Genomic DNA, 18,526 nt, shown 5'->3' with positions numbered 1-18,526 from the left:
GTATTTAAATTTCAATTCTTATACCCTTAAAGTCATCCCCCTGCGTACCTGCCGACCAATCGGCACGCCGCACGACATAAACCAACACGGTAACCCCGTGAGTTTTGATCGATTGCGCGCCCATTGAAGCGCGCCGTGCGTGGGAGTGATGTATGCCAGCCGTCTCTTTTTCTCCAGATTCAAATGCCGCGCCCATCGCGCCGCAGTCGTTCGCAATCTTCCCGTTTCGCGATGCCGTCGGCGCCGAGATCGTTGGGCTGGACCTGTCCCGGCCCATCAACGACCAGGATTTCGCCCGCATCCATCGCGCGCACCTGGACTATCACGTCGTGGTGTTCCGCGACCAGCGCATCACCCCCGAACAGCACATCGCCTTCAGCCGCCGTTTTGGCGTGCTGCAAATCCATGTGCTCAAGCAGTTCCTGCTGACCGGGCATCCGGAAATCCTCATCGTGTCCAACATCATCGAAAACGGCCAATCCATCGGCCTGGGCGATGCAGGCAAGTTCTGGCATTCGGACCTTTCCTATAAGGAACTGCCCAGCCTCGGCTCGATGCTCCACGCCCAGGAGCTGCCGAGCGAAGGCGGCGACACGCTGTTCGCCGACATGCACAAGGCCTGGGACGGTTTGCCCGAAACGCTGCGTAAAGCGATCGAGGGCCGTTCGGCGGCGCATTCCTACACCGCGCGTTACAGCGAAACCAAATTCGAAGGCAACTGGCGCCCGACGTTGACGCCGGAGCAACTGGCCCAGGTGGCCGAGGTCGTGCACCCCATCGTCCGCACTCACCCGGAAACCGGGCGCAAGGCGTTGTTCGTCAGCGAGGGGTTCACCACCCGCATCGTCGGCCTGCCAGAGGATGAAAGCAAAGCCATCCTGACGGAGCTGTATGCCCACAGCGTGTTGCCTCAAAACATCTATCGCCATCAATGGCAGCCCCATGACTTGGTGTTCTGGGACAACCGCTCGCTGATCCACCTGGCTGCCGGTTGCCCGAGCCATCTGCGCCGCAAGCTGTATCGCACCACCATCCAGGGCGACGCCCCTTTCTGATCGGCTGCGCCTCGCGCAAAGAGCCCGGAGAATCACCATGTCCAAACGCATTGCTTTTGCACCGCTGGCCGCCGCCATCGGCCTGGGCTTCAGTTTGCTGGCCGGCAGCCTGGTCGCGCCGGCCAGCGCCCACGCCGAAGGCGAGATTCGGATCGCCGAGCAGTTCGGCATCGTTTACCTGTTGCTGAACGTGGTCCGCGACCAGCAATTGATCGAGAAGCACGGCAAGGAAGAGGGCATCGACATCAAGGTCGATTGGACCCAACTGTCCGGCGGGGCGGCGGTCAACGATGCATTGCTGTCGGGTTCCATCGACATTGCCGGAGCCGGCGTCGGGCCGTTGTTGACCGTCTGGGACCGTACCCGTGGCAAGCAGAACGTCAAGGCCGTGGCCTCGTTGGGCAACTTTCCCTATTACTTGTTGAGCAATAACCCCAACGTCAAGACCATTGCCGACTTCACCGAGAAGGACCGCATCGCGGTGCCCGCGGTGGGTGTTTCGGTGCAGTCGCGTTTCCTGCAATACGCCGCCGCCAAGCAGTGGGGCGACAAGGACTTCAATCGCCTCGACAAGTACACCTTGGCTGTCCCGCACCCGGACGCCACGGCGGCGTTGATTGCCGGCGGCACCGAGTTGACCGGGCATTTTTCCAACCCGCCGTTCCAGGACCAGGCCCTGCAAAACCCCAACGTCCATGTGGTGCTCAACTCCTATGACGTGCTCGGGCCAAACTCGCCCACGGTGCTGTTCGCCACCGAGAAATTCCGCGATGAGAATCCGAAGACCTACAAGGCGTTCGTCGAGGCGCTGACCGAAGCGGCCGAGTTCGCCCAGAAGGACAAAGGTGCGGCGGCGGACACCTACCTGCGGGTGACCAAGGCCAAGATCGACCGGGCGACCTTGTTGAAAATCATCGACAACCCGCAGATCGAATTCACCGTCACCCCGAAAAACACCTACCCGCTGGCGGAATTCCTCTACCGCGTCGGCGCCATCAAGAACAAGCCGGCGTCGTGGGAAGATTATTTCTTCCAGGACGCCAAACCGTTGCAGGGGAGCTGATTGTCATGAACGCGCTTTTGCAAGGCCACGCGGCCAGCAACCCCACCCGCACCGACACGGCATTGTTGTCGGTGGATAACGTCAGCTTGGAATACCGCACCCCGCAGCGGGTGGTGCGGGCCACCCACCAAGTGAGTTTCGAAGTCGACCCTGCGGACCGTTTTGTTTTGCTTGGCCCGTCCGGGTGCGGCAAGTCCACCTTGCTCAAGGCCATTGGTGGCTTCATCACGCCGTGCGAAGGCGAGATTCGCTTGCAAGGCCAAACCGTCAACGCGCCGGGACCGGACCGGATCGTGGTGTTCCAGGAGTTCGACCAACTGCCACCGTGGAAAACCGTCAAGCAGAACGTGATGTTCGCGCTGCTGGCGTCCGGCACCCTCAAGCGTCGCGAGGCCGAGGAGCGGGCGCTGCATTACCTCGACAAAGTGGGCCTGGCGGCGTTTGCCGATGCCTACCCTCACACGTTGTCCGGGGGCATGAAAGCTCGCGTCGCGATTGCCCGGGCGCTGGCGATGCAGCCGAAAATCCTCTTGATGGACGAGCCTTTCGCCGCCCTCGATGCCCTGACCCGACGCAAGATGCAGGAAGAACTGCTGCTGCTCTGGGAAGAGGTGCGTTTCACCCTGCTGTTCGTCACCCACTCCATCGAAGAAGCATTGGTGGTGGGCAATCGCATCCTGCTGTTATCGCCACATCCAGGAAGGGTCCGGGCGGAAATCCACAGCCATCAATACGATCTGCACAGCCTCGGCGGCGTGGGGTTCCAGCACACGGCCCGGCGGATTCATGGATTGCTGTTCAATGAAGGTCAGCCGCCTGAAACCGAGCATGAGCTGGATTTCACCGACATCCGTATTGCGTATTAAGGGGACCTTTCATGAGTCAGTTATCGCCTGCGCGCGAAGAATACGAAGTCGATCTGCAACCTTTGACCCACGTGCCCTTGGAGCGCGAGTTGCCCTTGGGCCAGCGCCTCTGGCAACAGGGTTGGCTGCGCAAAAGTTTGATCCTGTTATTGCTGGCGGTGGTGTGGGAGGGCGTGGCGCGTTACCAGAACAACGACCTGCTGCTGCCGAGCTTCTTGCAGACCGCCAGCGCGTTGTACGACGGTTTGCTCAGCGGCGAGCTGTTGGGCAAGGTGTGGATTTCCCTGGTGGTGCTGCTCAAGGGCTATCTACTGGGCATCATCCTGGCGTTTGGCTTGACCACCTTGGCGGTGTCGACGCAGTTGGGCCGCGACCTGCTCAGCACGTTGACGTCGATGTTCAATCCGCTGCCGGCCATCGCCCTGTTGCCGTTGGCGCTGCTGTGGTTCGGCCTGGGGCAGAACAGCCTGATTTTTGTGCTGGTGCATTCGGTGTTGTGGGCGCTGGCGTTGAACATGTATTCGGGGTTTCTCGGTGTGTCGGAAACGCTGCGCATGGCCGGGCGCAACTATGGGCTGCGGGGCCTGCGTTTTGTGCTGTTCATCCTGATCCCGGCGGCGCTGCCGTCGATTCTCGCCGGGCTGAAGATCGGCTGGGCCTTCGCCTGGCGCACCCTGATCGCCGCCGAACTGGTGTTCGGCGCCACCAGCGGCAAGGGCGGCCTGGGCTGGTACATCTTCCAGAACCGCAACGAGCTGTACACCGACAAGGTGTTTGCCGGGTTGGCGGTGGTGATTTTGATCGGGTTGCTGGTGGAGAACCTGGTGTTCGACAGCCTGGAGCGGGTGACGGTGAAGCGTTGGGGGATGCAGCGCTGATCGGTGGAGTGAATGAACCCTGTGGCGAGGGAGCTTGCTCCCGCTGGCCTGCGAAGCAGGCCCCTGGGTTTCTTCAGCCTGACCGCGTTGTCTGGTTTTGCGACTGCTGCGCAGTCGAGCGGGAGCAAGCTCCCTCGCCACGGATTCTGGGTTGTCTGGGCTGGCGTCATCGCGAGCAAGCTCGCTCCCACACTGGATTTGTGTAGAACCGAAAAATTGAGGTCAACACTGTTTAACTGTGGGAGCGAGCTTGCTCGCGATGGCGGTTTTCAATCCACCACAGGAATGTCAGCCCGAAGCCTGGACCTCAAGCCGATCCATCGCCCGCTCCACCAATAAATGCACGCCATCAGCCATGCGGCTGATCGCCAGGATGACACTGCGACGACTGCCTTCAACGTCATCCGCCAGGTCGGCGGCGATGGCGCTGATGGACAGCAGGTCTTCGGAGGCATTGGCCAGCAGGGTTTCGGTGTCGATGTCCGGGGCGACCATGAAGAGGTGGGCGGATTGGGTTTTGCCAGAGGCTTCATCGGTCGGTTTGGGATTGAGGTAGTAGTCGAGGGCGCGTTGGGCGGCTTCGTCGAGCTTTTTGGACTCTGGGGTCTCAGCGCGGGTGTCAGGTGAGACGGGGGGAGGGTTAGGTGTAGGTTTGAACATGGTAGGTTTCCATTGGAGAACCACTTTGAATCGCTTGCACGCGATGGAAGGTGGCAGCTGTGAGCGAGTGTGCAAGACCGGGTAACCATACCAAAACCCCGGCAGACCTTGAGAGTCTCCCGAACACAGCCGCCATAAAACGCGGGCACGAATGCACCATAAATGGCCGGAGGCATTATGATTCGGTTGTTGTACCCGGACTTGCACGTCCGTGTCACCGTTTTTTCAGTGACAAACTCAGACTAGCGGCGGGCCCGAAGCCGGACAAGTTCACCAATATCGCTACAACTTGAAGGAAATCTCCTAGGACCCAACTGTACGAGTGCACCCAATCCAAATAGCCAGATAAAGCCTCCTCCTTTTCCATTAGACTTGCGACCCTCCAGCAAGCCTTCAGGACACGGAATGCCAGTCCCTCAAAGCCCCCTTCGCAAAGCCCTGGTCGCTTGGCTTTATGCTGCCGCCCTGATGCATCTGCTTGCCGGCATCACCCTGAGCTGGGCAGGCCATTCGGGCTTGCTCGATGGCTATCTGCAGAGCATCGAACAGGCCTTCTGGGGCGCCGCCGCAGTGCCCGCGACGGCCCGCGCACAGCAGGTATGGTGGCTGGCCTTGTTCGGCGCCACGTTGCAAAGCTACGCGCTGTACATGCTCGCCCTCGTGCACATCGGCAATCGACTGAAAAGCGCCATGCCTTGGGCCTGGATAATCGCCGGCATCCTGCTCTGGGCGCCCCAGGACATGTTGATTTCCGCCCAGGCGCGGGTCTGGTCGCACTTGTGGCTCGACGGTTTCGCGCTGCTGCTGTTACTGCCGCCGCTGTTCTGGCTCTATCGCCACGACCGCCGCACCTCCCTGACTGACCACGCGCCGAGTGATGCAAACCATGCCTGACTTTTCCCTGCTGGACTGGGCCATCACGCTGTTGATCGCCCAGGCGATCCTGGGCGCGCTGGATACCCTGTATCACCACGAACTCACCGTCGCCTTGCCCTATCGCCACAGTGCTCGCCTGGAGCTTTCCATCCATGCCCTGCGTTCGTGTTTCTACGGGATTCTGTTCCTGGGCATGGCGCACCTGGCCTTCCAAGGGACGTGGGCGATTGTCATTGGCTTGCTGTTCGCGCTGGAGATCGGCCTGACGCTCTGGGATTTCGTGGTCGAGGACCGGACCCGCAAGTTGCCCGCCATCGAGCGCATCATGCACACGGTGTTGGCGGTCAACGGCGGGGCGTTTTTCGCGCTGTACGGTGTGCAACTGGCGCAGTGGGCGAGTTTGCCGACCGGCCTGGTTGCGATCGATTTCGGCTGGCGCGGTTGGCTGCTGACCTTGTTCGCCATCGGCGTCACGGCCTCGGGGATTCGTGATGGGTTAGCGGCATTGCGCATGCAGCGTCAAGGCCGACCGGCCAATCCATTCGCGGGCGGTGCCTATAAGCGCGTGCTGGTGACGGGAGGCACCGGGTTTATCGGCGAGGCCCTGGTCAACCAATTGCTCGACGCCGGGCACACGGTCAGCGTGTTGGCCCGCGATTCCTTGAAAGCGGCCTATCTGTTCGACGGCCGTGCCCGGTGCCTGCGTGCGTTGGGCAAGCTGGGCCATGACGAAACCTTCGACGTTGTGATCAACCTGGCGGGTGCGCCGGTGGCCGGGCCGCGCTGGAGCCCCAAGCGCCAGGCGCAACTCATCGCCAGCCGGGTCAATACCACCCATGCGCTGATGACGTGGTTGAAGAACGCCCGGCATAAGCCCGTGTTGTGGATTCAGGCCTCGGCCATCGGTTTCTACGGCGTGCGTGATGCCAGCGAGAGCCTCGATGAAAGCGCCACCCGGGGCGAGGGCTTCATGGCTGAACTCTGTGTGCGTTGGGAGGCTTCAGCGCTGCCCGCCACCGAACTGGGCGTGCGCCAGGTGGTGATGCGCCTGGGCGTGGTGTTCGGCCCCGGCGGTGCGCTGTTGCCGTTGCTGATTCCGTTTCGCCTGGGGTTCGGCGGGCGGATGGGCGATGGTCGGCAAATCATGAGTTGGGTGCACCGCGACGATGTCATCCAAGTGATCGCCCGTGCGTTCGATGACGAAAGCCTGAGCGGCACCTACAACCTGGTGGCGCCGGAAACCGTCAGTCAGGCGCTGTTCGCCGAGCGCGTGGGCAAGGTGCTCAAGCGTCCGGTGTGGTTCCACATCCCAGCCGCGCCGGTGCGTGCCCTGGCGGGTGAGATGGCCCAGTTGTTTTTCGACGGCCAGCGCGTGGTGCCCAATCGTCTCGTCGAGGCCGGTTATACCTTCCGTTACCCGACCCTCGACGCTGCCCTGCGCGACCTGACCTGAGGACCGTCCATGAGCAAGCCCCGGATGTACCTGCTGGCCGGCAACGGTAGCGCCGCCGATTGGTGGGACGACGCGTTGCCGCATTTTCAACACCACGACGTGGTGCCGCTGGAATTGCCCGGCTTCGGCAACAACCCTCAAGCCCCTTGCGAAGACCTGGCGGCCTACGCCCAGGCGTTGCTGGCGGCGACGGTCAAGGGCAGCGCGATCATGGCGGTGGGGGTGAGTGCGTTGCTGGTGCTGCATGCGCTGCAACGTCAGCCGGGACACTTTTGCCGCAGCGTGTTGCTGGCGCCGGTGGGCGCGTTTTTGTGGCAGCGACGATTGCCGGCGTTGATGTCGCCGTTGCCGATTCGCAAGACCATTCACTGGTTGCTCTCGAATAAGCCGACGCTGTTTGCCCACAAATTCTCCCGCCAGACCTGGACGTCCGCGCAATACCAACGCATGGGCGCCGGGTATGCTCGCTGCCGCGCCTTTGTGCCGCTCTGGGATCAACTGCGTGCGGACACCGCGTTGCCACTGCTGGAATGGATCACCGACCCGGTCGAACTGGTCTGGGGTGATCAGGACAAGGTGCTGGGCGTCGCCCAAGCGGCGGCCTGGTCCGCCATTCTGGCCCGTGCCGATCTGACCATCAGCCTGAAACCCGGCTGGGGTCACTACCCGTGGATCGACTCCCCGGCCGAGTTCGCCGCATGGCTGGAGTCCGGCGAGCGTGGGTTCGTTGCGCACACCAAGGGTGGGCGCTTGTGCCTGGCGGAGCTGGCCGGGCAAGCGGTGCCTGCGGCGCTGTCGCTCAACGACTGTCATGATCCGCGCTTACCAGGTTTTTTGAAGAGCCAGCCGGAAGCTATCTGGGCCGTGCGTTCCTCCAGTTATGGCGAAGATCAGGCCGACGCGGCGAATGCCGGCCTGAGCACCACGTTCCTGCGTGAACCGACGCACAACGTGCCAGTGCGCATTGCCGAGTTGACGGCGGCGGGTGTCGAGGAAGTGGTGGTCCAGCGCTTCATCACGCCGCGGTTGTCGGGGATCGCCTTCGTGCGCCACCTATCCGTCGAGCTGGAGTGGGTCGAAGGTCACCTGGAGTCGTTGGCCGATGGTCAGGTGAGCCCCGAACGCGCGATCCTTTCCCGCCTCGGCGAGTCATGGAACAGCGGCACATTCAAGCCCGCCCATGGCCTGACCGAAGACGTGCTGTGGCGTTTCCTGCAAGGCGTGCTGCGGGTCTTCCACTACGTGCCCGGCGACGTCGAATGGGCCTGGGACGGTACCCAGCTGTGGCTGCTGCAATACCGGCCGATCAGCGACTACGGCTGGCGCCGCCACCTGACCGCTGCCAACATCGCCGAGATCCTGCCGCCGCAATCCAGCGTGTTGGTGGAGTACGCCCAGCGCCGCGCGGCGGCGAGCATTCCGGCGATCATGGCGCGCTGGGACTCACGGGTGTTGCAGGATAACGAGCCGTTCACGGCGGTGTTTGGCGGTGCGTCGTACATCAACAATGATTTGTTTCTCGCCCGACTGGCTGACTGGGGCATCAGCGCCAGCAGCTACGCGGGCGAGGTCGGCGGCGCGACGCCGCACCTGCCTTGGCGGCCACTGCGCCTGTTGCGCTCGCTGCCGTTGTTCCTGCGCATGCAACGCATCGCCCGTGGGCATTTGCTGACGTTGGAAAACGGCTTGCGACGTTTTGACCGAGAGCTGCACGAACTGACCACACAAGGCGTCGACGGCCAGCAATTGGCCGACTGGTTCACCCGCTTCTATGTGTTTGTGGTGCAGGGCAACCTGTGCATCGCCAGCGCCTTGGCCAGCAGTGGCGGCGACCTGTTGGGGCGACCGCCGACCGCCTATGACGACCTTGAACACAGCCCCCATCGCCTGCCCTGGGAGACCGACCCGGCGACGCCACGCCCAGCACCAACCGAGTTGCCTTTGCAGGCCTTCCCAGAATGGCCCCTGGCGATTCGTGTTGCCCATTCGACCGGCTTGCCGGGCTTGCGTGGTTACTACCTGCAAGTGCGCGAATGGTATCGCGACAACCTGATGCGGATGTTCTTCCGCCTGCACCACGCCATGCCGACGGCTGACCGAGGGCATTGGTTCGCGCCGCACCCGGACATCCGCACCCGCGATGGCAGCTTCTGGCAGGACGGTCGTGAAGGCACCGAGCAGGCCAGCGGCTTCATGATTTATCCGGGGCAGGCCCAGGGGATTCTGGGCGAGGACATTTTGTTGGAAGACACCCTGGACCCTGGTCGCCATGCACACTATCAAAGCGCCCGGGCCGTGATTGCGCGAATGGGTGGGCGTTTGTCCCACGGCTCGACGCTGCTGCGTGAGCTGCGCAAACCCTCGGCGGTGCTGCCGCAGGTGGATGTGACGTGGCTGGGGCGTGAGGTGGTGTATCGGGATGGTGAGTTGACGTTGGTTGCTACCAATAGTCCGGCTTGATGGCGGGGGCTTTGTGCGTGGGCACTCGGTTGGGGAACTGGTGGGATTGGAGTTCGTCGCAAGTGACAACGCGGCGTATCCAGTGGGCGTGCTGCTTTAACGAACCTGGAGATGGACGATTCAGCTCAGCTCGATGAGGAAGAATAACGCCAACGGTTGTTTCAGGAAAATCCTCCCGCAACGCTCTCAAAGCGGGAGTCATATCGGTGTCGCTGGATACAAGTACCAATTGCTCCACCCGTTCATGATTCTTCAGCGTCGTTTGCTTTGCAGCGGCTCGGTACATGCTGATTGCTATGTGAACGTCCGTTTCTTTTTCCTCCAGCTTCCAGATGTCGACTTTGTCCTCTCGAGAGGCTTTTGTCTTTCTGTCAACGAAACGAGGGGCTTTGGCAGGTTCAAGTTGATGATGACCATAATGGACACGGATATGGGTGGTCTTCAGGGCGCGGATATAAGAATCTTGCGCTTCTTTTGATACTCGGCCACGGGTGGCCAGTGACGGTTTGACCGAGGAGGTGAAGTAATCAACTGAGGCAGTTGTGCTGTGCGGGTTTTCGATATGCGCGATGTGTGACAACAGACTTCGCAAATCCAGCCATTTGTAAGGTGTGTCTGCGAGCAGTCCATAGAACAGGTTATAGCCGTCAACAAAAAATGCGGTGCGCACAAACTCGATCCCCAGAAACGAAAAAACCGGCCTAAGCCGGTTTTTTCACCCCAACAGCCAGAGAACTGAATCTCTGCGTACGGGGTTGAGTAGGGCCATCCTAAGTTGAGCGTGTCATAACGTCAACCGTTGGCTGGATTCTCTCTCGTCACCGGCGCAACAGTGTTGAGCGTATGCATGGTGGAAGGTCAAATCCATTCTTTGCTTGATCTGTCAGCGTTTGTTACGAAATAGAGCCTCTCTTAGAGCAACGGTAGAAATCCATCACCGAAAACCATTTTCCAACGAATGGAAATTCTCAATACTTTGTAGGATTTGATGTCCGTACATATCAGGAAAAAACTGAGCGTTTTTTTGTCCCCTCTTCGACCTTTTTGAAACAAGAGTTTTCTCACTCCTGACCGCTACTCCCTTGACGCCCCCCACCGCTGTCGTAGACTCCGCCCATCCGTCAGGGAGTAACGGCATGGGACGTTTGAGTAGTTGGGTTGTGGGATTGAGCTTTGTAACGTGCGGCGTGCAGGCGCAAACGCCTGTCGCGGACGATCCTCTGCTGGAAAGCGGTGTCACGGCCAGTGCGCCGAGTGGCAATGAGGCGCGTGGGGTGCTTCGGGCGCGGGACCAGGCGGTGCTGGCCAGCGAGTTGGCCGGACGCATCGTCGAGTTGCCGTTTAGCGAGGGTGAGTCGTTCAAGAAGGGCGATACCCTGGCGCGGTTCGATTGCTCGGCCTATCAGGCCCAGCTCAACGCGGCCCAGGCGGCAAGCCGGGGGGCCAGTGAAGAGCTGGCGCATAACCGGCAACTGGCGGCCCTGAAGTCGGTCGGACGTTTTGAAGTGTCACGGGCCGAAGCCCGGCTCAATGAAACCCAGGCTCAATCCCAGGTGTACCAGGTTCAGGTCAAGCGTTGCAGCGTGATCGCGCCCTTCGACGGGCAAGTGGTGGCGCGCAAGGTCCAGCGCTATGAAAGCGTGGCGGCCGGCGCGCCGTTGCTCGATGTGGTCGACAACCGCACCCTGGAGATTCACCTGTTGGTGCCTTCACGCTGGATGGACCGGCTCAAGCCTGGCCAGCCCTTTACCTTCGTCCCCGATGAAACCGGCAAGCCGTTGCAAGCGACGGTCAAGCGCCTGGGCGCGCGCATCGACGAGGGCAGCCAGACCCTGTTGCTGGTGGCGAGCGTGCCGGATGCCAGCGGCCTGCTGTCCGGCATGAGCGGCACGGCGCGTTTCGCGGAGCCCAAGTGAACGCGCCGGTATCGGGCAGCGCCGAGCAGGTGTTTGCCCGCTTCCTTGACCTTGAACGCCAGACCCGGGCCGCACGAACGCCGGCACAATTGAGCTACAGCCTGGTCAATGACGGCCAGGCCCTGTTCGGCTTTCGTCATGCCGCGTTGTTGATCGCCGGCAAGGTCCAGGCGGTGACCGGCGTCAGTACCGTGGAGCCGAATGCGCCATTCGTGGCATTTGTCGAGCAGGCGGTGGCGCAGCTATTCAAACAGGGCCTGTTGAATCAGGCTCGGGTGATCGCCGCCGATGGGGTGAGTGAATCCGTCCGTGCGGACTGGCAAAGCCTGTCCGCCGGCCAAGTGTTCTGGCTGCCGTTGATCGATCATCAGGGCCAGGTATTCGGCGGTTTGTGGCTGGCCCGGGACTTGCCCTGGACCCCTCCCGAACAAGTGCTGCTGTCGCAACTGGGGGACACCTACAGCCATGCGTGGCTGGCGCTGCAACCGCGCAAACCTTGGCGCCTGCGTTGGACGCGCAAGCGCCAGGTCGCCCTGGTGGCGGTGTTGCTGCTGGGCTTGCTGATCCCGGTGCGCCAGTCCGTGTTGGCCCCGGCCGAAGTGGTGCCGCTGGGCGGGCAGGTAGTGGCGGCGCCGTTGGATGGGGTGATCGCCGAGTTCCTGGTCAAGCCCAACCAGACCGTCAAGAACGGCGACCTGTTGCTGCGTTTCGAAAGCACCAGCCTCAAGGCCCAGGCCGATGTGGCCGAGCGTGCGTTGGGCGTGGCCGAGGCCGAACTCAAGGCCAATTCCCAGCGCTCGTTTGCCGACGCCGAATCCAGTTCGAAGATTGACTTGCTGGCCGCCCGCGTCGAACAGAAACGCGCCGAGCGCAACTACGCGCTTGAATTGCTCAAGCGCAGCGAAGTACGCGCCGAGCGCGACGGCATTGCGGTGTTCGCCGACGCCGAGCGCTGGCTCGGCAAGCCCGTGCAGACTGGCGAGCGACTGATGGAAATCGCCGACCCGAACCAGGCCGAGCTGCGTATTGAATTGGCGGTGGGCGACGCGATAGCCCTGGAGCCTGGTGCGCAAGTGGCGTTGTTCCTCGACAGCGACCCATTGCAGCGGCACCTGGCCTGGCTCGAGCGCTCGGCCTATGAAGCGCAACCTACCGCCGCCGGGCAGTTGGCGTACCGGTTGGACGCGCGTTTCGATGCCACGGCGCCTCGCATCGGCCTGCGGGGCACGGCGAAGGTCTTTGGCGACCGCGCGCCGCTGGCGTTGTACCTGTTGCGTCGGCCACTGGCCGGCCTGCGCCAGAGCGTAGGCCTGTAGCATGGACTTGCCGAGCCTGCGGCCGGACCTGCAATTGTCCCCGGCGGCGCCGGACCCGGACGGTTCGCCGCAGTGGACCTTGGCCGATCCGGTGCGCGGGCGCTATTTCAAGCTTGGCGCGGCAGCAATGCGCATGTTGCGGCATTGGTCCCTGGGCGATCCGGAACAGGTGCTGCAAGCCGCAAACCGCGAGCCGGGCCTGCCGCTCAATGGCGAGTCGCTGGAGCAACTGCTGGGTTTCCTGCGCGGCCATGACCTGATCAGCGCGATGGACCCACAACAGCGCGACAGTTACCTCTTCAAGACCGCTGCACAACGCCAGAGCCTGTGGCAGATCCTGCTGCATCAATACCTGTTTTTTCGCATACCGCTGTGGCGCCCGGACGCCTTTCTCAACCGGGCCTGGCCCTGGTTGGCGCGGTTCGGTCCCGGGATCCTGCGCTATGGCCTGCCGCTGACCCTGGGCCTCGGCATCTTCCTGGTGTCGCGGGACTGGCAGCGCTTCATCGCGACGTTTCCGCACCTGTTCAGCCTGGGCGGTGCGCTGGCCTTCGGGGCGGCGTTGCTCTTCGCCAAGCTGTGCCATGAGTTCGGCCATGCCTTCATGGCCAAGCGCGCCGGTTGTCGTGTGCAAAGCATGGGCGTGGCGTTCATGGTGCTGTTGCCGATGTTCTACACCGACGTCAGCGACGCCTGGCGGATCAACGATCGTCGCGCACGGTTGCTGATCGGTGCCGGCGGAGTCCTGGCTGAATTGCTGCTGGCGTGCATCGCGCTGCTGGCCTGGTCGCTGCTGCCTGACGGGCCGGCACGCACCGCGGCGTTCATGCTCGCCAGCGCCACCTGGATCACCACGCTGATCATCAATTTGAACCCTTTCATGCGTTTTGACGGGTATTTCCTGCTCAGTGATTTCTGGGCGGTGGATAACCTGCAGGGGCGGGCGTTCGCCCTGTGCCGCTGGCGCCTGCGCGAAGCCTTGTTCGGTTATGGCGCGGCGGCGCCGGAACCCTGGTCGCCGAAGATGCGCCGGCGTTTGCTGGTCTGGGGATACGGCTCCTGGCTGTGGCGGGCATTGTTGTTTTTCGGGATTGCCCTGGCGGTCTATCACCTGTTCTTCAAGGTGCTGGGCATTTTTCTGATGATGGTGGAATTGGTGTGGTTCATTTTTATGCCCATCGTGAGTGAGTGGCGACAATGGTGGAGTCGCCGTGAGCAAGCCCGCGGTGGGCGGATGCTCCTGAGCGGCCTGGTGTTGCTGGCGTTGCTGTTGGCGTTGCTGCTGCCCTGGCGCAGTGCGGTGGAAGTGCCGGCCATGCTCGAGGCCGGGCGGGCCAGTGCCTTGCATGCGCCCGTGGCGGCACGGGTCAAGCAGGTGAATGTGCACGACGGCCAGACCGTGGCCCAGGGCGATGTATTGATTGAACTGGAATCGCCGGACATGGCCTCGCGCCTGGCCATCGTGCGCCGGGAAATCCAGATCCAGCAGTTGCAGATGCGCCGTCAGGCCGGGCGCAGCGAAACCGCGGCCGATGCCGGCATCATCGAACAGCAACTGGCCGAAGCGGTGGCCGAGTACCGGGGCCTGGTGGCCCAGCGTGAACGGCTGTTGTTGCGTGCGCCCCATGCCGGCCAGGTGCGTGACGTGTTGCCGCAACTGTCGGTAGGGCGCTGGCTGTCACCGACGCAGGTGCTGGCGCGGGTGGTGCAGACCGATTCGCGGTTGCGCGGGTACCTCACCGAAGCCGAGCTTTGGCGGGTCGGGCCGGGTGCCACGGGACGGTTCATCGCGGACGATCCGATGCACACGTCGATTGCCGTGCAGTTGAATGAAATCGACACCAACGGCGTGGCCTGGGTCGAACAACAAGCGTTGACGTCCGACCACCATGGGCCGATTGCGGTGCGCCGCGATTCGCAGCAACGGGCCGAGCCGGTACAGGCTCAGTACGGTGTGCGGCTGAGTGCAGTGGACGACGCGTCCGCTCCGGCGCAGCCGCTGCGTGGCGTGGCGGTGTTGCAGGGCAAGGGCGAGTCGGTGTTGGGAGCGGCCTGGCGACGGTTGGCGGCGTTGGGTGTCAGGGAAAGCGGGTTCTAGTCCTAGGGAGCGAGCATGGATTCAGTGGCGGCAGAGGGATTGGTGGTGCGTCCATCGCGGGTCAGCGATGGTCCGTTCCTGCAGGGCCTGTACCAGGCGGCGCGGCCGGACCTGCAATGGATCGACGGTGACCCCGAACAGGTGCAGCAGGTGATTGCCCAGCAGTTCCAGGTGCAGGAGCAAGGGTTGGGCGAGAACTTCCCCGACGCCATGCATTACGTCGTGGAAAAACTCGGCACCGCGATCGGTGCCTTGAGCACGGATTTCGGCCCCAATGAAATTCGCGTGCTGTACCTGGCGTTCATCCCCCAGGCGCGCGGGCAGGGGTATGGCCGGGCGGTATTGCAAGGGGTACAGAAAGCCGCGCAACAGATCCGTTGCCCGGTGGCGACCGTGGTCTGGGCCAGCAACCCCCATGCGCGCCGGCACTACCTGGCGCTGGGCTTCGAAGTGCAAGAGCGCAACCCGGCGGCGGAGCGGTTGGTCTGGTATCCAAAAGGCAACTGAACAGTGCCTGACTTGCCACCTGTTCAATGTGGGAGCGAGCTTGCTCGCGATGAGGGCGGTAAATCCAACATGGATGCAAGCTGACCGTCCCCCATCGCGAGCAAGCTCGCTCCCACAAGGGATCATCAGTCTTTAGTTAAACGCGATGTAGAAATATCCCAGCGCCGGATCCCGTCCCATGGGCGGTATCCGTGACACGAACACCCCCTCGATCTTGCCCAGTTCCGGCACCTCCAGCCCGCAGAGGCCGTCCACGAACGCGGTGCTCTCCAGGCTGTTGAACTCGACGCTGAAGGGCATGCGCTCGGTGCTCGGCATCTTCGCCCGAGGTGTTTCTTCAAGGGTTTCGAAGCGCACCGGCAGGCAGCTGCCATCGGGCAGGATCAGGCTGCCGGTCTGGCCCAGCAGCGGTTGGAAATGGCGGCTATGAACCTGTTGCAGCATGTCGACACTCCAAAGGCCGGAGGACCGCAGCCCTCCGGCGGTTCATCAGTTACGGGACGGGAAGTAGCCTTGAAGGGCGATGCTGAAGTTGATGGCCAGGAAGGGGTTCATGACGGCCAATGGCATTCCGTTGCCCGCCGGGGAAATCGTGCCGCTGACGGTCGTGCTGACACCTTGCAGCGGTACTGGCGAGGCACCGATCTGGTCGGAGTAGATCGCCGCCGAGCCTGGCCCGGTGCCCGAGGTGCCGATGAATGAGTTGGTGGCCGTGGGAGTGTTCACGGGATTGCTGGCCGGGTTCGCCAGTTGCAGGGTGGTCGAGGCGGTGACGCCCGAGAGGGTGTGGGTGTGGAGGGGCAGGTTGTTCAGCGTCGGGGTGACGTTTTCGGTGCCGGAGATCTCGCCGATGACGCGCGGGGTCAGGCCCAGGCCGTTGCCTTGGCCCAAGGGCAGGCGACCTTGCAGGTTGGGTAGCATGAAGGTGGTCTGGCCATTGCCTCCGTACGTCACGCCGATCAAGGCGAACAAGGTCTGGTATTGAGAAAGGGAAAGCGTCTGCCCGTTGCACAGGGCCCAGTCCCTGGGGGCAAAGTTAAAGGCGAATGACTGGATAGTGCCGATGAATACTTCCATAGATTCCTCATCCTTCAGGTGATTGGGTTTTCGCAATGCCCGGCGCGTCAAAGGACAAGAGTGCGATCAGCCCGACTCCTTTACTCCCTGGCCTGGTCACGCACGGCTGAGCGTAGACCGGGATGTTTGATTTTGCCGAGCGAAGCGGGCGGAAAAATCTCGCGAATCGGCTTAATCGATTCAGGTTCACGAGGATTTCTACCGTCCATCTTTATTTTTAGCCTAGGCGAATCTGATATCAAAGTACTACTAGGCGAAGATTATTTCATCGGCTACGCTTGGCGCTACAAAAGGACTACAAAACAGGTGAAGGGATTGCCGCAGTTTCACTTTATTTCCGGTTTACCGCGCTCAGGCTCGACCCTGCTTTCTGCCATTTTGCTGCAGAATCCGCGCTTTCATGCCGGCATGACCAGTCCCGTCGGTTCGCTGTTCAGCACCGTCCTGCAGCAATGCAGCGCCGGCAGCGAGTTCGGTTCGGTGATCGACACCGACCTGCGCCGCCGCCTGTTGCATGGCCTCTTCGATTCCTACTACGCCGACAAAGCCGATAAACCGGTCATCTTCGACACCAATCGCCAATGGTGTGCCCGTTTGCCTGCCCTGCAGGACCTGTTTCCCCAGGCCAAGACCATCGCTTGCGTGCGCAACGTCGCCTGGATCCTCGACAGCCTGGAGCGCCTTTATCGCGCCAATCCGTTCGAGAACACCAAACTGTTCAATGACGATGACGAGCGCAACACCGTCTACAGCCGCTGCGAAACCCTGGCCCAGCGCAATCGCCTGGTGGGGCTTGCCTGGACGGCGCTCAAAGAGGCCTATTACGGCGAGAACGCCGAGTCGCTGCTGATCGTTGACTACGATCTACTGAGCCAGGCCCCCGAGCGGGTCATGCGCCTGGTGTACGAGTTCATCGGCGAGCCCTGGTTCGAGCACGATTTCAATCACTTGACCTACGACGCACCGGCCTTCGACCAGGCCCTGGGCGTTGCCGGCCTGCACAAGGTCAAGCCCAAGGTCGCGCCGCAAGCCCGGCGGACCTTGTTGCCGCCGGATCTGTTTGAAAAGTATGCCGAGTTGTCGTTCTGGCGCGATGGGTCCGCAAGCGCCGCCAATGTCATTCGTATGAAATCCGACGCCGCTGTCAGCTGACAGCGGTTTTTTTCATTTGCGTTCAAGAAGTTCGAGTCCAGGTGATCGTCATGTGGTGGAGCAAAGGCAAATCGCGGGTAACCGAGGGCGCACAGGCCCTGGCATCGCCAATGATCATGTCCCTGGAGCCGCGAATGCTGTTCGACGGCGCGGTGGCGGCAACCGTGGCCGATGCCGCGCAAGCAGACGCGCAACCCAATGCCGAGGCAGCCAAGACGCCCACGGCGGACCAGCCGGCCGACACTCATGCGCCCCAAGGCCAGGTCGATGCCACCCAGGCTGCCGTTCCGGGCAAATCCGTGGTGTTTGTCGATTCCCGGGTCAAGGATTCCGCCAACCTGCTCGAAGGCGTGGCGCCCGGGACCCAGGTGGTGCAACTGGATGCCACCAAGGACGGCCTGCAACAGATCGCCGATTACCTGGACACCCACCAGGGCATCAGCTCGGTGCAGATCATCGCCCACGGCAACGCCGGTGATTTGTGGCTGGGCAACAGCTACCTGTCGGCGGACAACGTCCAGGCCCGCAGCGAAGTACTGGCGCAGATCGGCCAGGACATGAACGCCGGCGGCGATATCCTGATCTACGGCTGCTACACCGCCGAAGGCGAGCGTGGCCTGAGCCTGGTGGATTCATTGGCGCAGTTGACCGGCCGTGACGTGGCCGCGTCGAACGACCGCACGGGCCTGGGCGGTGACTGGGACCTGGAAATCGCCACCGGTAACATCGAAAGCGCCAACGTGCTGTCGGCCAGTGCCATGAGTGAATACCAGTGGGGCCTGGCCACCTGGACCGCCACCAACAATGCCAACTCCGGCGTGGGCTCCCTGCGCGCCGCCCTGGCTTCCGCCCAGAACGGCGATATCGTCACCTTCAACAGCAGCATGACCGTCGCCTTGACCCAAGTGCTGGTGGTGAACAAGAACGTCACGATCGACGGTGACCTCAACAACGACAACGTCGCCGATGTCACCCTGGACGGGCAGTTCCGCACTCAGGTGATCAACGTGACGGCCGGCACCACGGCCACCCTCGATGGCTTGGTGATTACCCGCGGCGTTGTGTCGGGCAACGGCGGTAACGGTGGTGACGATGCGCTGGTGGCCAAGGGCGGCGGGATCAACAACGCGGGTACCTTGACCCTGCGTA

General features: G+C 62.3%; 17 protein-coding genes. 13 read left to right on the top strand and 4 right to left on the bottom strand.

Annotation, left to right across the window (positions count from 1 at the left end; translation table 11 throughout):
- Positions 1–152: 152 nt before the first annotated feature.
- The 4 genes from J4E53_RS24255 to J4E53_RS24240 are packed head-to-tail and all read left to right on the top strand — an operon-like array spanning position 153 to position 3,862.
- Positions 153–1,055: a TauD/TfdA family dioxygenase gene (locus J4E53_RS24255; protein ID WP_103310447.1), complete on the top strand. Its 903-nt coding sequence runs from the start codon at positions 153–155 to the stop codon at positions 1,053–1,055.
- 37 nt (positions 1,056–1,092) lie between these two features.
- On the top strand, positions 1,093–2,118 hold the full coding sequence (locus tag J4E53_RS24250; protein ID WP_060739739.1) for an ABC transporter substrate-binding protein: 1,026 nt from the start codon (positions 1,093–1,095) through the stop codon (positions 2,116–2,118).
- Between the two features lie 5 nt (positions 2,119–2,123).
- The gene (locus tag J4E53_RS24245; protein WP_060739738.1) at positions 2,124–2,984 is read left to right on the top strand and encodes an ABC transporter ATP-binding protein; all 861 of its coding nucleotides are present in this window, start codon (positions 2,124–2,126) and stop codon (positions 2,982–2,984) included.
- A gap of 11 nt (positions 2,985–2,995) precedes the next feature.
- Entirely contained in the window at positions 2,996–3,862 is an 867-nt protein-coding gene (locus tag J4E53_RS24240) for an ABC transporter permease (RefSeq protein ID WP_060739737.1), read from the top strand.
- Positions 3,863–4,150: 288 nt separating this feature from the next.
- Here J4E53_RS24240 and J4E53_RS24235 read toward each other — a convergent pair whose 3' ends face one another.
- Complete coding sequence (locus tag J4E53_RS24235; RefSeq protein WP_103310446.1) at positions 4,151–4,522, bottom strand: DUF6124 family protein; 372 nt, start codon at positions 4,520–4,522, stop codon at positions 4,151–4,153.
- 405 nt (positions 4,523–4,927) lie between these two features.
- Between J4E53_RS24235 and J4E53_RS24230 the strand changes: the two genes are divergently transcribed.
- Genes J4E53_RS24230 through J4E53_RS24220 form a run of 3 tightly spaced genes read left to right on the top strand, consistent with a single transcriptional unit; the run spans position 4,928 to position 9,311 of the window.
- Positions 4,928–5,416 carry a cell division protein gene (locus J4E53_RS24230; RefSeq protein ID WP_177431736.1) on the top strand — a complete coding sequence of 163 codons (489 nt, stop codon included), beginning with the start codon at positions 4,928–4,930 and terminating at the stop codon, positions 5,414–5,416.
- A complete protein-coding gene (locus J4E53_RS24225) occupies positions 5,409–6,851 on the top strand; it encodes a TIGR01777 family oxidoreductase (RefSeq protein WP_103310444.1) in 1,443 nt (480 codons plus the stop codon). The genes J4E53_RS24230 and J4E53_RS24225 overlap by 8 nt, the downstream gene beginning before the upstream one ends.
- A gap of 9 nt (positions 6,852–6,860) precedes the next feature.
- On the top strand, positions 6,861–9,311 hold the full coding sequence (locus tag J4E53_RS24220; RefSeq protein WP_103310443.1) for an alpha/beta fold hydrolase: 2,451 nt from the start codon (positions 6,861–6,863) through the stop codon (positions 9,309–9,311).
- On the opposite strand, the gene J4E53_RS24215 is transcribed toward J4E53_RS24220, so the two are convergent.
- The gene (locus J4E53_RS24215; protein ID WP_092329862.1) at positions 9,292–9,981 is read right to left on the bottom strand and encodes an NYN domain-containing protein; all 690 of its coding nucleotides are present in this window, start codon (positions 9,979–9,981) and stop codon (positions 9,292–9,294) included. The genes J4E53_RS24220 and J4E53_RS24215 overlap by 20 nt on opposite strands.
- A 466-nt stretch (positions 9,982–10,447) precedes the next feature.
- Here J4E53_RS24215 and J4E53_RS24210 point away from each other — a divergent pair, with 466 nt between their 5' ends.
- The 4 genes from J4E53_RS24210 to J4E53_RS24195 are packed head-to-tail and all read left to right on the top strand — an operon-like array spanning position 10,448 to position 15,148.
- A complete protein-coding gene (locus J4E53_RS24210) occupies positions 10,448–11,227 on the top strand; it encodes an efflux RND transporter periplasmic adaptor subunit (RefSeq protein ID WP_103310441.1) in 780 nt (259 codons plus the stop codon).
- The gene (locus J4E53_RS24205; RefSeq protein WP_060739730.1) at positions 11,224–12,543 is read left to right on the top strand and encodes an efflux RND transporter periplasmic adaptor subunit; all 1,320 of its coding nucleotides are present in this window, start codon (positions 11,224–11,226) and stop codon (positions 12,541–12,543) included. The genes J4E53_RS24210 and J4E53_RS24205 overlap by 4 nt, the downstream gene beginning before the upstream one ends.
- Position 12,544: 1 nt before the next feature.
- Positions 12,545–14,641, top strand: a complete 2,097-nt coding sequence (locus J4E53_RS24200) for an efflux RND transporter periplasmic adaptor subunit (RefSeq protein ID WP_103310440.1) — start codon at positions 12,545–12,547, stop codon at positions 14,639–14,641.
- Positions 14,642–14,656: 15 nt separating this feature from the next.
- Positions 14,657–15,148 carry a GNAT family N-acetyltransferase gene (locus tag J4E53_RS24195; RefSeq protein ID WP_092169367.1) on the top strand — a complete coding sequence of 164 codons (492 nt, stop codon included), beginning with the start codon at positions 14,657–14,659 and terminating at the stop codon, positions 15,146–15,148.
- Between the two features lie 132 nt (positions 15,149–15,280).
- On the opposite strand, the gene J4E53_RS24190 is transcribed toward J4E53_RS24195, so the two are convergent.
- Both J4E53_RS24190 and J4E53_RS24185 read right to left on the bottom strand, forming a co-directional pair.
- Positions 15,281–15,592, bottom strand: a complete 312-nt coding sequence (locus J4E53_RS24190; protein WP_060739727.1) for a DUF6916 family protein — start codon at positions 15,590–15,592, stop codon at positions 15,281–15,283.
- 45 nt (positions 15,593–15,637) lie between these two features.
- On the bottom strand, positions 15,638–16,225 hold the full coding sequence (locus J4E53_RS24185; protein ID WP_060739726.1) for a phage tail protein: 588 nt from the start codon (positions 16,223–16,225) through the stop codon (positions 15,638–15,640).
- 306 nt (positions 16,226–16,531) lie between these two features.
- Between J4E53_RS24185 and J4E53_RS24180 the strand changes: the two genes are divergently transcribed.
- Both J4E53_RS24180 and J4E53_RS24175 read left to right on the top strand, forming a co-directional pair.
- Positions 16,532–17,377, top strand: coding sequence for a sulfotransferase (locus J4E53_RS24180; protein WP_103310438.1), 846 nt, complete (start codon positions 16,532–16,534; stop codon positions 17,375–17,377).
- Between the two features lie 50 nt (positions 17,378–17,427).
- Positions 17,428–18,526 (top strand): DUF4347 domain-containing protein (locus J4E53_RS24175; RefSeq protein WP_207268197.1); only part of this gene is annotated, 1,099 nt, incomplete at its 3' end.

The organism is Pseudomonas sp. FW305-28 (genome assembly GCF_017351395.1).
GTDB lineage: Bacteria > Pseudomonadota > Gammaproteobacteria > Pseudomonadales > Pseudomonadaceae > Aquipseudomonas > Aquipseudomonas fluorescens_AA.
The sequence above is the reverse complement of the archived record's forward strand: the minus strand, read 5'-3'. Positions and strand labels throughout refer to the sequence as shown.

What these genes read in the sequence shown, in the direction of transcription:
- J4E53_RS24240 (WP_060739737.1), top strand. Translation starts at nt 2,996, where the DNA reads ATGAGTCAGTTATCGCCTGCGCGCGAAGAATACGAAGTCGATCTGCAA.
- J4E53_RS24220 (WP_103310443.1), top strand. Translation starts at nt 6,861, where the DNA reads ATGAGCAAGCCCCGGATGTACCTGCTGGCCGGCAACGGTAGCGCCGCC.
- J4E53_RS24255 (WP_103310447.1), top strand. Translation starts at nt 153, where the DNA reads ATGCCAGCCGTCTCTTTTTCTCCAGATTCAAATGCCGCGCCCATCGCG.
- J4E53_RS24200 (WP_103310440.1), top strand. Translation starts at nt 12,545, where the DNA reads ATGGACTTGCCGAGCCTGCGGCCGGACCTGCAATTGTCCCCGGCGGCG.
- J4E53_RS24195 (WP_092169367.1), top strand. Translation starts at nt 14,657, where the DNA reads ATGGATTCAGTGGCGGCAGAGGGATTGGTGGTGCGTCCATCGCGGGTC.
- J4E53_RS24245 (WP_060739738.1), top strand. Translation starts at nt 2,124, where the DNA reads ATGAACGCGCTTTTGCAAGGCCACGCGGCCAGCAACCCCACCCGCACC.
- J4E53_RS24230 (WP_177431736.1), top strand. Translation starts at nt 4,928, where the DNA reads ATGCCAGTCCCTCAAAGCCCCCTTCGCAAAGCCCTGGTCGCTTGGCTT.
- J4E53_RS24210 (WP_103310441.1), top strand. Translation starts at nt 10,448, where the DNA reads ATGGGACGTTTGAGTAGTTGGGTTGTGGGATTGAGCTTTGTAACGTGC.
- J4E53_RS24235 (WP_103310446.1), bottom strand. Translation starts at nt 4,522, where the DNA reads ATGTTCAAACCTACACCTAACCCTCCCCCCGTCTCACCTGACACCCGC.
- J4E53_RS24190 (WP_060739727.1), bottom strand. Translation starts at nt 15,592, where the DNA reads ATGCTGCAACAGGTTCATAGCCGCCATTTCCAACCGCTGCTGGGCCAG.
- J4E53_RS24185 (WP_060739726.1), bottom strand. Translation starts at nt 16,225, where the DNA reads ATGGAAGTATTCATCGGCACTATCCAGTCATTCGCCTTTAACTTTGCC.
- J4E53_RS24250 (WP_060739739.1), top strand. Translation starts at nt 1,093, where the DNA reads ATGTCCAAACGCATTGCTTTTGCACCGCTGGCCGCCGCCATCGGCCTG.
- J4E53_RS24225 (WP_103310444.1), top strand. Translation starts at nt 5,409, where the DNA reads ATGCCTGACTTTTCCCTGCTGGACTGGGCCATCACGCTGTTGATCGCC.